Raw genomic sequence first — 13,253 nt, 5'->3', positions numbered from 1 at the left:
GAGAATGACTTATGCTTGACCTTGCGCGTCTGCATCCGCTTGGAGACGTTGCATATTTGCTTCAAATTCAGCATCAAAGTTGATTGGTGTAAGCAGCAATTGCGGGAAGCTACCCTTTGTCACCAAATCATTGACCGCTTCGCGTAAGAACGGGAACAGGATATTCGGGCAGTACGCACCCAAGATGTATGGAAGACGATCTTCTTCAACACCATCGACCAGGAAGATACCTGATTGAGTTACATCAACGATGAACGCAGTTTCATTTTCGTTGTTCGCTTGAACCACAACTTTTAAAGACACTTCATAGTGGGTTGGATCAATTTTTTCTGCAGCAGAAGATAAATTGATGTTGAGTTCTGGTTGCCATTGCTTGGTAAATACTTGTGCACCAGGAACTTCAAAAGAAATATCTTTGGTATAAATACGTTCTAACGCAAGTTGTGGTTGAACTTGTTCTTCGCTCATTGTTTTTCCTTAAATCTCGGATGTGTTGTTAAGCTAATAATTGGTCGAGTTTACCTTCACGCTCTAAAGCATAAAGTTGATCAAAACCACCGATAAACTGATCTTTAATAAAAATTTGTGGCACTGTACGGTGATTGGTACGTTGCATCAATTCAATACGAACTTCTGGTGCTTCATTGGAAAGATTAATTTCTTTAAAAGCAACACCTTTACGCTCAAGTAATTGTTTTGCACGGACACAGTACGGGCAAGAAAGGGTTGAATAGATGGTGACGTTTGGTGTTGTCATGTTATCTCTCCTTAAGCTTTGGTTTTGCTTTTAACTAAAGGTAAGCCTTGCGCTTTCCAGTTGCTAATCCCACCGTCTAGACGGTAGCTGTCAGCGTGACCTACTTTTTGTAGTGCTGAACCGGCAACTTGCCCTAAGTTACAAATGAAGACCAATGGACGATCACTTGCTTTTAATTCATCAACATGACTGGTGATCTGGCTATATGGAATGTTACGGCTACCGCTGATATGACCATCGCGGAAATCTTTTCCATCACGTAAGTCGATCAAGATGGCATTTTTTGCCTTGACCAAGATACCGAGTGATTGTGGTGAAATTTTACGACCATTGCGTTGTCCTTCCAAAATAAAGAACAACACGATTAACACGCCGAGCGTACCAAACAAGAAGGGGTGATTCCCCATAAACTCTAACCAGCGTTCCACAAGTCACCTAAAATTAAAATACAAAATTGATCCTGAGTATAACTTATCTCTATGGTGATCAAAAATGTTAGTTCAAGGGGCAAAGCCCAACAAAATTAACTTTTTTGCTGAGCTTCCTGAATTTCATCCATTAAACGCAAATAACTGTCCAGGCGTCTTGGTAAAATTTCACCAGCCTCAACCGCTTGTTTCAGTGCGCAATTTTTCTCATGGGTATGGGTGCAATTACGGAACTGGCAAAGTCCCAGATGCGTTTCAATCTCGGGAAAGCCGGTACGTACCTTTTCCGGACTGAGGTGCCACAGCCCAAATTCACGGATTCCTGGAGAATCAATGAGCGCACCGTTTGTTCCAAATTTGATCAAACGGGTCGAAGTAGTGGTGTGTTGACCGAGTGCCGAGTTTTCTGAAATCACATTGGTTTTCTGTGCGGCATCTGGAACAATGGTATTGATCAATGAGCTTTTACCGACACCAGACTGCCCAACGAACGCAACAGTTTCATTGTCCAAACGTGCAGATAATTCCGACAGATCACCACGTGAATGGCAAATCAGGGTTTCATAGCCCAAGGCTTCATATTCACTAAGCAAGGTCAGAATCGGATCATGTTCAGTCAGCAAGTCCGACTTATTCAGCACCAACAACGCTGGAATATTGGCATCGGCACAGGCCACCAGATAGCGGTCGATCAAGGTCGGCGCAGGTTCTGGTAAAGGCGCAAACACAATCACGATCAGGCTAATATTGGCTGCGACGGGTTTGACCTTGTGATAACGGTCGGGGCGGGTTAGTAAAGATTGTCTTGGATAAATCGCGGTGATAATACCCAAACCTGTAATCGGATCGGCTTGCCATTTCACTCGGTCACCTGTGACCAGCAATTCGAGGTTGGTACGGGTGTGACAACGCCAGATGCTGTCCAGCTCGATCGGTTTCCAGAACGGTTCCGGCTCACCCTCGGCCACTTGTGGTTTTTCAGGATGCTGTTCAGGCACAGACAAGGCTTGTACTTCGAGTTGACGACCATAATGTTGAACAACCAGTCCATCTAAATCTTGTGACGTGTCAATGTCGTCCTGACGCGATTTATGCTGTTTCTCAATACGACGCTGCTGTTGTTCGGTTAAACGACGCTTACGAATTAAAGCCATTCATATCCCAAAAAATCCACACTTTGAAGACCGCAAAAATAGCATGAAGCCGCTATAGAATTACAGCCAAGATGTAATTAATTTGCTACTATTGATGTTTTTAAGCACTTTAGAATTGCCATCCATGAGCAGCACCCCTGATACACGATTAATTTGGATCGATCTGGAAATGACCGGTCTTGATACCGATAATGACAAGATCATTGAAATTGCAACAATTATTACAGATGATCATTTAAATATCTTGGCTGAAGGGCCTGTTTTAGCGGTACATCAATCTGATCTGATTCTAAATGCAATGGATGAGTGGAATACCAAGCAACATGGTCAGTCAGGCCTGATTGAACGTGTGCGCCGTAGTAAACTGACTGCACAAGATGCAGAACAGCAAACTCTCGAATTTTTGAAAAAATGGGTCAATCCAAAATCTTCACCGATGTGCGGTAACTCCATTTGCCAAGACCGTCGTTTCCTGCATCGTTTGATGCCTGAACTGGAACAATTCTTCCATTATCGTAATCTGGACGTATCTTCGGTAAAAGAACTGGCGAAACGCTGGAGACCCGAGATTATGAGCGGTTTAAAGAAAAATGCGTCGCATTTGGCAATGGATGATATCCGTGATTCGATCGCAGAATTAAAATACTACCGCGAATACTTTTTTATTATGAATCACGATAAGTAATCGATGATTGCGTGATACATACAAGGAGCTTAGGCTCCTTTTTTAATGCGCTAAAAATATTTGGGCTTGATCAAAAAATCGCTTAAACTCGGGTTTTAATAGCAAACTATAAAAAAGAGAGCGTACATGCAAAGTACTAACCCCATTTTAACGCGGGTAGAAACCTATCAAGATTTGGCTACGCCAATGACCATTCAGGGTGCGATTCAAAAATCTGTACTGTTAACAGTGATTGCTGCTGTTTTAGGGATGGGCTTATTTTTCTACTGTGCGATGACCGCGAATTTGTCGGTTGCCTACGCTGCAACGATTATTGGTGCAATTGGTGGTTTCATTCTGGCACTGGTGACCACATTTAAAAGCAATACCGCACCGGCTTTAGCGATTCCTTATGCCTTGTTTGAAGGGGCTTTTCTAGGTGGTGTATCGTTTATTTTCCAGTTGAAATATCCTGGTGTTCCTTTACAGGCCTTATTGGCAACATTCGTCACCACTTTGGTGCTGTTTGCCTTATATAAATTTCAGATCATTCGTGCCACTGAAAAGTTTAAGGCTGTTGTGATTTCGGCATCAATTGCGATTGCCTTGGTATTTGTGGTGCAAATCATTTTGCGTTTGGCCTTTGGTTCAAGCATTCCTTATATCTTTGAAAGTAACTGGTTAGGTATTGGCTTTGCTGCTTTTGTTGCGGTGATTGCCTCTTTAAACCTGATTCTGGACTTTGATCTGATAGAAACGGCAGCTGCACAACGTGCACCCAAAGCATTTGAATGGATCTGTGCCATTGCCTTATTGGCGACGCTGGTGTGGATGTATTACTCATTCCTGCGTTTATTGAGTCTGCTTCGCGGTGATGATTAAGTTCTGATTGAAGTGAAAATACAAATCGTCTTCACATGAAGGCGATTTTTTTATGCAAGATTGTAAAAAAGATGGATTATGCAATTCCGCAAGCGTTGGAATCTTGGCATCATGTGGTGAAAATTTTTCGAGTGAGAATAAGATGTCACAAGGACTTTTAGCTGGTAAACGTTTTTTAATTGCCGGTATTGCAAGTAAATTATCGATTGCTTTCGGTATTGCTTCTGCGTTACACCGTGAAGGTGCTGAGCTTGCGTTTACTTATCCAAATGAAAAGCTGAAAAAGCGTGTCGATGATTTTGCAGCACAGTTTGGTTCAACTTTGGTTTTCCCTTGTGATGTTGCTGTTGACGCAGAAATTGACAATGCCTTTGTCGAGTTGGCAAAACATTGGGATGGTTTAGATGGTGTGGTACATTCAATTGGTTTTGCGCCAGCGCATACGCTTGATGGTGACTTTACTGACGTGACTGATCGGGACGGTTTTAAAATTGCGCATGACATTAGTGCTTATAGCTTTATCGCGATGGCTCGTGCGGCTAAACCATTATTACAAGCGCGCCAAGGTTGTTTGTTGACTTTGACTTATCAAGGTTCTGAGCGTGTGATGCCGAACTATAACGTGATGGGGATGGCTAAAGCATCACTTGAAGCAGGCGTTCGTTATTTGGCATCAAGCCTAGGTGTAGACGGTATTCGCGTGAATGCAATTTCTGCGGGCCCAATCCGTACTTTGGCAGCATCGGGCATCAAGTCTTTCCGTAAAATGTTAGATGCCAATGAAAAAATTGCGCCACTCAAACGTAATGTGACCATTGAAGAAGTGGGTAATGCTGCATTGTTCCTGTGCTCACCGTGGGCTTCGGGTATTACGGGTGAAATCATGTATGTTGATGGCGGTTTTAATACCGTAGGTATGAGCCAAAGCATGATGGATGATGAATAATTAGATTGTTCTAAATTATTTGATAAAGCCGCTTTTATAGCGGCTTTGTTTTTTGAGAGTTTAATGTTAACTCTAGCCTCATTTTAAAATTGATGCAAAATACAGCTATGGTCTAATTATTCAATTTTGGCATATGGTCCTTCGATAGACCATTCATGATTTTCGTAATATTCAAGCCATTCTTCAAACATTGGATCATCTATACCGTAGCGCGAGAATTCATTTTCTAGAATACAAGAAAATGAGTTGCTCTCCATACTCCATTTAATAGATTTGATTTTTTGGTTTCTTTCTAGAGGGAAGTCAATTTCTAAACCAACGAAAGGAATAAATGGCATCTCAATTTTTTTATATGCAAGTGCCCAATTATTCGACTCTTTTAAAGTTTGTCTATCCCAAATATATAACTGCAGATTAACGTTATACATATTACTCCATGTATTGTATTGATGTTATTACCCATAAAAAGTAGACAGTTTATGATTGAATAGTATTTGATATGAATTTGAGATCAAGCTTATTAAACAGATGGTTTCCCAATTTGCTTCAATTAATCTGATTGTTTTCTACTATTTTCTCGGAATATGGATTACAACCTAAAATAGCATTTTTCATTTCTTCAGATAAAGATAGACTTAAGCTAGATATACACAAAGCTTCTACTATCGATTCTAACTTCTGATATGCCTGATGAGCTCTTGCGCCATCATTCACGTTAACTTTTTAAGCTACCGAGATATATTTCAATGGTCAGAAACTTTCGTATGAAGTTGTTTTTGATGATCAGGACAAGATTAAACGTATTCAACAGATCCAGAATAATCCAGATCTGGTGAAAGAATAATAGCGCGAAACAATAGCACTAAGGCTATTGTTTTGGTAGTTCTTTTACAGGGCTTCCGCCAAGTGCCTGCATCAAGGTCACATAGGCATTGTATTGATTCTGCTTGGTTTCCACCAAGCTAAGTCGTGCATTACGTGTGGTTTCCTGTGCATCCAGCAAGTTCTTTAAGGCAATTGCACCATTGCGATAACGCACTTCAGTTAAGCGTTCAGTTTTATCTGCCAGCTCGACATTGCGTTGTTGCAATTGAACCTGCTGATTCAGTTGAGTGCGATTGGATAAGGCATTTTCCACATCGGCAAAGGCCTGATACAGCGTTTGACGATATTGAGTGATGGCTTTTTCATACTCAAGATCACTGATCGCAATATCTTTCTTCATATCGTTATATTGCAGGAAAGGCAGACTTAGGCTCGCACCCAAAGTTAAAGCAGGATTCTTTAATAATTGGGTTAGTGAGGTACTGGTAGAGCCGAGACTTCCGGTCAGGTTAATCGACGGATAGTAGCTGGCTTTAGTGGCATCTTTGGTGGCTAAGGTTTTACGCAAACGTAATTCCGAAGCCTGCAAGTCTGGACGGCGCGATAAAATATCGGCTGGTAAGCCTACCGCGATGCTTGGCAAAGCATTGCGCGGTAATTGTGCAGGTTCCTTGATATTCAATTGTTGTACGGGCTCATGCAGTAAAACCGCAAGGGCAGTACGGGTTTCAACACGTTGCTGTTCAATCTGGCTCAGGCTGGCTTTCTGGCTTTGTACCGATTGCTCTGCCTGAGTCAGATCCAGACCAGACACGGCACCCGCCTTATATTGCGACTGTACTAGAGAATAGGTTTTTTGGGTGGAAGCCAGATTCTGCTGAACAGTCTGATAACGTTCATTCAGATAGCCCAATTGCCAATACAGTTTCGCCGTGGTACCAACCAAGCTTTGAGCAGTGGCTTGCAAGTCTTGTTCAGTGGCTAAAGCTTCCCAGCGGCTGGCTTCTGTTTGGCTGGCCAGCTTGCCAAATAAATCAAGCTCATAGCTGACACCTGCGCTGGTGGTTAAACCACGATCAGAACCATCGCCTGAATTTAGGTTATAACTATGACCGGTGGAAACCGTTGAGCTGGTACGAAGGCCTTGTTTGTTTGCAGTCAAATCTGCCTGTAAGCGGGCTTGTTTCAAGGTGATGCCTGCCACGCTTAAATCACTGTTTCTCGCCAGAACCTGATCGACCAGTTGATTTAACTGGGCATCATTAAACAGGGTCCACCATTGATCGGTCAGATTCACCTGTCTATTTTTTTGTGCATCGTACTGGAACTGTTGTGGTACTTGGACCGTTGGTGCGTTATAGGGTGTTTTGACGACTGCAGAACAGCCTGCTAATGATGTGCTGAGACAAAGTGCAAGTGCGATTTTATGTTGTTTGAATAACATTGATCGTCATTCCCTTAATAATTCGAAAGAGCATGATTATCGAGACAGTGTCTTATCGAGTTCTCATCCATTTTCAGTTTAAGCCTTCGGCTCGACCTACTTTTCGTTAGGGAAAAGTAGGCAAAACCATCGTCATCCGCAAAACCTGTTCTATTTTTTCATTTATCTAACTTCTCACAGAAACAATATTTTGTTGATACCACGCAGGTTGCGGATGACATTCCCGAGTATCTTGTTCCTGAGATCAATTTTTGCTGGTTACTCTCTCGCTAAAGCCGCAACCGGGTCGAGTTGTGCCGCATTTCGCGCTGGCAAGAAGCCAAATACAATACCAATCAGACTTGAGCAGACAAACGCTGCCACAATCGAGGTGGTTGAATAACTCATTTCAATCACGCCTTTGGCAAAGTGACCAATAATCTGTCCAATCCCTAAAGAGAGCAGTACACCCAGCACACCACCCAATAAACACACCAGAATCGCTTCGATCAGGAATTGCTGCAGAATATCGCTTTGTCGCGCACCGACCGCCATACGTACCCCGATTTCCTGGGTCCGTTCGGTTACAGAGACCAGCATGATATTCATCACGCCAATACCACCCACCACCAAAGAAATGACCGCAATTGCTGAAATCAGCAAGGTCATGGTGGCTGTGGTTTGCTGGATGGTTTCACGAATACTGTCCGAGTTCTGGGTAAATACATCCTGTGCGCCGTGACGCTGTTCCAGCAAGGTCAGGATTGCATTTTCAGCAGCACTACTTGGATATTCGTCTTTAATACGGACAATGATGCTGCGAACATTGGATTGACCTAACATACGGCTCATCACCGTCGAGTAGGGCAGGTAAACATTCAGGCTGTCAGAACTTCCCATAAAGCCTTGCTGTGCATCAATCACACCAATAATACGGCTGGGTACGCTGCCCAATAACAGCACCTGACCGACAGGGTTGGTACCATCGGCAAAGAAGGTTTTTTCCGTGTTGGTATCAATCACCACATCTTGGGCACGTTGGGTCACGCTGGCCTTATCAAAAGGCTGGCCTGATTTAAAGGTCATACCGCGGACATAGAAGAAATCCGAACTGACCCCATTTACAGTCGCCGCAGCTTCAGTATCTTTATAACGTAGCGTCAGACTGGTATTGGCTGACGGGCTGACCCCATCCACATAGGGCTGTTCAGCCAAGGCTTCGGCATCGGCAGGTACCAGCGTTTTGGCTTGTGAGGTCCGCGAGTTATCACCAAAACCACGTCCTTGATAGACGGTGATGGTATTGGTCCCGAGACTGCTGATATTTTCCAGAATCTGCTTTTGTGAGCCGTTACCCAGCGCCACGACCGAGACCACTGAGGCAATCCCGATAATGATCCCGAGCATGGTCAGGAAGGTTCGCATCCGGTGCGCATTCATGGCGAGTAAGGCCATACGGAATGCTTCACCGAGACGGTCAAAGAAAGAACGCCAGGCTGAGGTTTTTTTCTGTGGAGTCCGTTGCAGGGTCTGATGTTCTAAATCTTGATCGGCATGTTCCGGCACATTGGCACGGTCTGAAATAATATTACCGTCACTAATCTCGATAATACGGGTGGCATTTTTTGCCACATTCAGATCGTGTGTAACCAGAATAATGGTATGACCTTTGGCATTCAGCTCACGCAAAATGCGCATTACCTCAATACCACTGTTCTTATCCAGTGCACCTGTCGGTTCATCGGCCAGAATCACATCACCGCCGTTCATTAAGGCACGGGCGATAGAGACACGTTGCTGCTGACCACCTGAAAGCTGGCTTGGTCGATGATGTAAACGTTCTTCAAGTCCTAGCTCAGACAACAATTCAGCAGAGCGTTGCTGCCGCAGATGACTGTCGACGCCTGCATAAATGGCAGGGACTTCAACGTTACCTGAGGCACTTAAATCGCCCAGTAAATGATAGCGCTGAAAAATAAAACCAAAATATTCACGGCGTAATTGGGCCAGTTCATCTGGCTCTAGCTGGCGTGTTTCACGACCATTGACCTGATAGCTGCCTGCGGTAGGTTTATCCAGACAGCCGAGAATATTCATCAGGGTCGACTTACCTGAACCGGACTGCCCGACAATTGCAACCAGTTCACCTGCATAAATCTTGAGGTCGATTCCTTTTAGAATCTGGACAGTACCTTCACCCGCCGGAAACTCACGGGTGAGGTTGCTGACCTCAAGCAGGGGCTGTGATGAATGTGTTAGATGTTGCGTCATATTACATTCTCATTGCACGTTGGTTGCTACGTTTTGCCGCTTCATTTGAGCTGTCGGAGGCATCGGCAATCACCACCTGATCGCCTTGTTTCAAGCCTTTCAGCACTTGGGCAGTGACACGGTTGTTTAAACCAATCAATACCGGTTGTGGCTGGGCTGTACCATCTGCCTGTAACACACGAACCATACCGGTAGACGCTTTACCTTGTGCAACAAGCGCCTTTTCTTCTTCACTCAGTTCAAGACGTTTTGGACGTTGCGCTTTGTCAGCATCGGTTTTTTTGGCCTGATCTGATGATCGATTGCCTTGACCGCCCTTGGCACTACGATTACCACGTTGAGTCTGGATCGCTGCGGCTGGAATGGTTAAGGCATTTTTGGCATCAGCAAGCACGATGTAAACCTGAGCCGTCATATCAATACGAAGTTTGCCATCTTCATTCGGTACATCAAATAATGCGTTGTAGTACACCGCTGCATTCGAAGTCGATGAGCTGTTACTGCTGGTGGTTTCGGTATTGATCGAGTTTGGTGCTGGTTCAACCTGACGTAATTTTGCGTAATGTTTCTTGTCGCTGTTACCTAGAGTGGTGAAATAAACGGTTTGTCCTTTTTCCACCTTCATGACATCGGCCTCAGAAATCTGTGCCTTAATGGTCATGGTGTCGAGCTTTGCCAGTTTCACAATGGTTGGTGCGGTTTGATTGGCGTTTACGGTCTGACCTTCTTCGGTCACGATCGCCACAATGGTCCCGTCCATCGGTGCCACAATACGGGTATAGCCTAAATCTTCTTTGGCGGTTGCGAGGGTTAAGCGAGACTGTTCAATCTGTGCATTGATCGATGCAATTTGAGCTTGAGCCGTTTTAAAGTTTGCCAAAGCCGCTTCCAGTTCAGCACGAGAGGTTGCATCTTGACTGTACATGGCCTGTTGACGCTTATATTCGGCTTCGACTTTGGCCAGATTAGCCTGTTGTACGGCCAGTTGTGCCTGTTGGTTCTTGATGTTGGCTTCGGCGGTTTTCTTTTCGTTTTCCTGACGGATTGAATCAATTTGTGCAATCAGCTGACCTTGTTTAACCTGGTCACCCAACTGGACATACATCTTTTTCACCTGACCTGATACCTGTGCACCCACGCTCACCATTTTGGTGGCTTCGAGTACCCCCGTTGCCAATACCGAGTCTTCAATATCTCCGCGAGAAACTTCGGCACTGATATATTGCGGTGCTTGAGCTTTAGGCTTAAAGAACATCCATCCGAGTGCAGCGATGATCAGCACAGCGAGTGCAATCAGGATGAGTTTACGAGGCTGGATTTTTTTAGTGGTTGTTTTTGGCATGGCAACAGGTCAAAAGTAAGAAACTGCAGCTAGTATAAAAGTGAAATAAGGATAAAGCGTGAATATTTTTAATCTGGAATGAGAATTATTTTCTTTTTTCTGCTGAGTTATTCTATAAAAATCTGATAAATACTGTGCATACCTGCTTCAGCATTGATGGGCAGGGCGACGCCACCTGTTGAGGGTAATGCAAATTCTCTTGGATTAATTCGAATCAGGTGGGGAGCAAAACGCTCGCTAAAATAACGCACGGTTGGTATCGCCGTACCTGCGCCCAATTCGATCACAACAGGTTGATGATGGTCTTCTAAAAAAGTAGTAAGACGATGCAACTGTTGTTTCTGGTGCTGGCTGAGCCACGTATAATCATTAAACATCAGGATATTTGGGCGAGCAAGATGGCCGCAGTGCGGGCAGCGTGGCAGTTGTCCCTGCCATTGGCAATGCTGATGATCAATTGCTGGGGTTAATTCATCTGCTGGCCAGATATCGGATTCACAGGCTGTAAGGCATTGTAGATGGTGAATAGAACCATGACATTCATAAATGTATTGTGGATCAAAGCCTGCTTTTTGAAATTGTCCGTCTACATTGGACGTAAATACAAAATAGGGCAGTTGCAACTGTTCAGCCAATTGTCTAAGGAGATGGAAGCCTTGATGGGGGACAGTTTGCCGATATAGAGCCAAGCGATGTCCATAAAATCCCCAAGCCAGACGGGGCTGCCATTGGAACGCGGCTGGATTGGCAATTTCAGTAAAATCGAGACGCTGCTTACCGAGTTCAGGATAAGCTTGCCACATGCCCTGATTGCCACGAAAGTCGGGCAGACCAGAATCGACACCCATGCCTGCACCTGCACTAATGATCAGGCTATCCGCTGATTTAAACAGATTTTTTATATGTTCAGTTTGACGGGGATCGAGTTGAAAAGACATGTGAATGCCTGTTGTTATGATGATGAGATGGATTATCTAGTTTTAAGCAGGTTGGGCAAATAGTGTTGTTCCACACAGTTCACTCAAGGCCTGTAGCATCAGGTGTTCGGCATTCTCTTTTGACATGCCTTTAATCGATGCGTCAATTCGCAATAATAAATCAGGCCAGTTTAAAAACTGTCTTGGATTCAGGCGACGTAAAGCCTGTTGATATTGCGACACTTTGGTTTTCCAAATGCCAAGCTGAATCGCATTGTGTGGTTGCTCGAACAGCTGCATCAATAAGCGCATTTCTTTGCTTAGTGTCCACAAAATCAGGCTGTCCGGTTCGCCCGCAGCAATCAGGTACTGATAAATCTTCACGGATTGAGCCAGGTTGCCTGCGAGTAGCGCATCACTTAAATCATAAGTGGTATAACGCGATTGATCCTGTAAGCAGGCATACAGCTGTTCAATCTGGATCTGTTGAATGTCAGGGAACGTATCTGCGACTCGCATCAAGCTATTTTTGGCTGCCAGCAAGTTATGTTCATGATGCTGCATCAACCATTGCCAGGCATCATTATTGAGCTGGATATTGAGTTTTTCTGCTTCGATGGCGAGAATTCGCTGCCGGTCTTGCGGATAGGTTGCGGTAAGCGGTACTACCACACCATTGGCTTCAACCACCTGAAAAAAGGCTGACTTTAAACTGCTACTGTCCTGTTTGGGCAGAACGATCAACAACAGGTTGTGTTCATTATGTTGAATATAGCTTTTAAGCTGTTTTAAGCCATTGGCATCCGGTTTGATATTGCCATGCACTTCAATCGCAAGTTGTTGAGAAAACAGGGACAGGCTATTCAGCGCATTAAAGACATTTTTCCAGTCATTGACACTACTGATATCGTAGCGCTGGCGTTCAACTTCTTGTTGTTGCCAGCTTTTACGAAATGCATCCAGCAGGTTTTGTTCAAGCAGCGGTTCTTGTCCGTGCATGATCCATGCACCGCGAGCTTCATTGACACGTTTTAAGGCTTGAACATAATCCAGTTTCATAAGGCGTGATTATGGCTGGGCTTTAGGTAAACGGTTGGCCGCAATTTGACGTGTGATCTGCTGTGCTACATCATCGATCACAATACGGTTCAGATACGCTTCTTGCTGGTTATCGGTGTTTACCGTTGCCACATCGTACTGGTAAGTACGAGACGCGGTGAGCGTACGCGGTTCGGTAATTTTACGGCCTTGACGATCTTCGATCTGGAAGGTCACGGTCAAGCGCAGTAATACTTCGGTGAGTTTACCGTTGAGAAGCTGACGGCGAGGAGTGTAATCCAGAATGCGCAGCACATAGGCATCATTGGCATTGCTGAGTTGTACGCCGGTCGCACTGAGATAAATACTGAGTCGGTTTTCAAGTTCACCGGTATTGGCCGGCAAGGCTAAAGACAGCTTGTTATAGACCAGCGGCGCTGCTGTTGGGTTACTTCCTTTTAAATGAAAGCCACAGCCGACTAAGCCTGCACTTAGGCCTAAAGTGAGAACGATAGCAGCTGCACGTTGCGCTAAGTGCATATTGATTCCTCTATTTATTCATCTTCCCTCAGCCCTCTTTGTTGAATTGAGGGAACCTCTCTTTTT

General features: G+C 44.5%; 14 protein-coding genes. 3 read left to right on the top strand and 11 right to left on the bottom strand.

The features are described 5' to 3' along the window. Window positions 1-9 precede the first annotated feature (9 nt). The 4 genes from secB to rsgA form a co-directional block, all read right to left on the bottom strand. Window positions 10-468, bottom strand: coding sequence for a protein-export chaperone SecB (secB, locus tag MSG93_RS18220; RefSeq protein WP_004655889.1), 459 nt, complete (start codon window positions 466-468; stop codon window positions 10-12). A gap of 28 nt (window positions 469-496) precedes the next feature. Continuing rightward, window positions 497-757 carry a glutaredoxin 3 gene (grxC, locus tag MSG93_RS18215; protein WP_004774456.1) on the bottom strand — a complete coding sequence of 87 codons (261 nt, stop codon included), beginning with the start codon at window positions 755-757 and terminating at the stop codon, window positions 497-499. 11 nt (window positions 758-768) lie between these two features. Continuing rightward, window positions 769-1,185, bottom strand: a complete 417-nt coding sequence (locus tag MSG93_RS18210; protein ID WP_004655885.1) for a rhodanese-like domain-containing protein — start codon at window positions 1,183-1,185, stop codon at window positions 769-771. A 95-nt stretch (window positions 1,186-1,280) separates the two neighbouring features. Then, window positions 1,281-2,339 (bottom strand): ribosome small subunit-dependent GTPase A, encoded by a 1,059-nt coding sequence (rsgA, locus tag MSG93_RS18205; protein WP_005283253.1) that lies wholly within the window; start codon window positions 2,337-2,339, stop codon window positions 1,281-1,283. A 124-nt stretch (window positions 2,340-2,463) separates the two neighbouring features. On the opposite strand from rsgA, the gene orn reads away from it, so the two are divergent. The 3 genes from orn to MSG93_RS18190 all read left to right on the top strand — a co-directional run bounded on the left by orn (window position 2,464) and on the right by MSG93_RS18190 (window position 4,831). Then, window positions 2,464-3,024 (top strand): oligoribonuclease, encoded by a 561-nt coding sequence (orn, locus tag MSG93_RS18200; protein WP_032876378.1) that lies wholly within the window; start codon window positions 2,464-2,466, stop codon window positions 3,022-3,024. Window positions 3,025-3,150: 126 nt separating this feature from the next. Next, window positions 3,151-3,885, top strand: coding sequence for a Bax inhibitor-1/YccA family protein (locus MSG93_RS18195; protein WP_005228594.1), 735 nt, complete (start codon window positions 3,151-3,153; stop codon window positions 3,883-3,885). A 142-nt stretch (window positions 3,886-4,027) separates the two neighbouring features. Then, window positions 4,028-4,831: an enoyl-ACP reductase FabI gene (locus MSG93_RS18190; RefSeq protein ID WP_004655876.1), complete on the top strand. Its 804-nt coding sequence runs from the start codon at window positions 4,028-4,030 to the stop codon at window positions 4,829-4,831. A gap of 116 nt (window positions 4,832-4,947) precedes the next feature. Here MSG93_RS18190 and MSG93_RS18185 read toward each other — a convergent pair whose 3' ends face one another. The 7 genes from MSG93_RS18185 to lptE form a co-directional block, all read right to left on the bottom strand. Further along, window positions 4,948-5,259 carry a hypothetical protein gene (locus tag MSG93_RS18185; protein WP_324622853.1) on the bottom strand — a complete coding sequence of 104 codons (312 nt, stop codon included), beginning with the start codon at window positions 5,257-5,259 and terminating at the stop codon, window positions 4,948-4,950. Window positions 5,260-5,699: 440 nt separating this feature from the next. Beyond that, the gene (locus MSG93_RS18180; protein ID WP_005228601.1) at window positions 5,700-7,100 is read right to left on the bottom strand and encodes an efflux transporter outer membrane subunit; all 1,401 of its coding nucleotides are present in this window, start codon (window positions 7,098-7,100) and stop codon (window positions 5,700-5,702) included. Window positions 7,101-7,358: 258 nt separating this feature from the next. After that, window positions 7,359-9,350 (bottom strand): MacB family efflux pump subunit, encoded by a 1,992-nt coding sequence (locus MSG93_RS18175; protein ID WP_324622852.1) that lies wholly within the window; start codon window positions 9,348-9,350, stop codon window positions 7,359-7,361. Between the two features lies 1 nt (window position 9,351). Beyond that, a complete protein-coding gene (locus tag MSG93_RS18170) occupies window positions 9,352-10,692 on the bottom strand; it encodes a MacA family efflux pump subunit (RefSeq protein ID WP_262476628.1) in 1,341 nt (446 codons plus the stop codon). A 107-nt stretch (window positions 10,693-10,799) separates the two neighbouring features. Further along, window positions 10,800-11,630 (bottom strand): SIR2 family NAD-dependent protein deacylase, encoded by an 831-nt coding sequence (locus tag MSG93_RS18165; protein ID WP_324622851.1) that lies wholly within the window; start codon window positions 11,628-11,630, stop codon window positions 10,800-10,802. Between the two features lie 42 nt (window positions 11,631-11,672). Next, entirely contained in the window at window positions 11,673-12,668 is a 996-nt protein-coding gene (gene holA / locus MSG93_RS18160; protein WP_005228614.1) for a DNA polymerase III subunit delta, read from the bottom strand. 9 nt (window positions 12,669-12,677) lie between these two features. Then, on the bottom strand, window positions 12,678-13,187 hold the full coding sequence (lptE, locus tag MSG93_RS18155; protein WP_005228615.1) for an LPS assembly lipoprotein LptE: 510 nt from the start codon (window positions 13,185-13,187) through the stop codon (window positions 12,678-12,680). Window positions 13,188-13,253: the final 66 nt, after the last annotated feature.

Source organism: Acinetobacter sp. IK40 (assembly GCF_035615075.1).
GTDB classification, from domain to species: Bacteria; Pseudomonadota; Gammaproteobacteria; order Pseudomonadales; family Moraxellaceae; genus Acinetobacter; species Acinetobacter courvalinii.
This window is presented reverse-complemented; position numbering and strand designations above follow the sequence as displayed.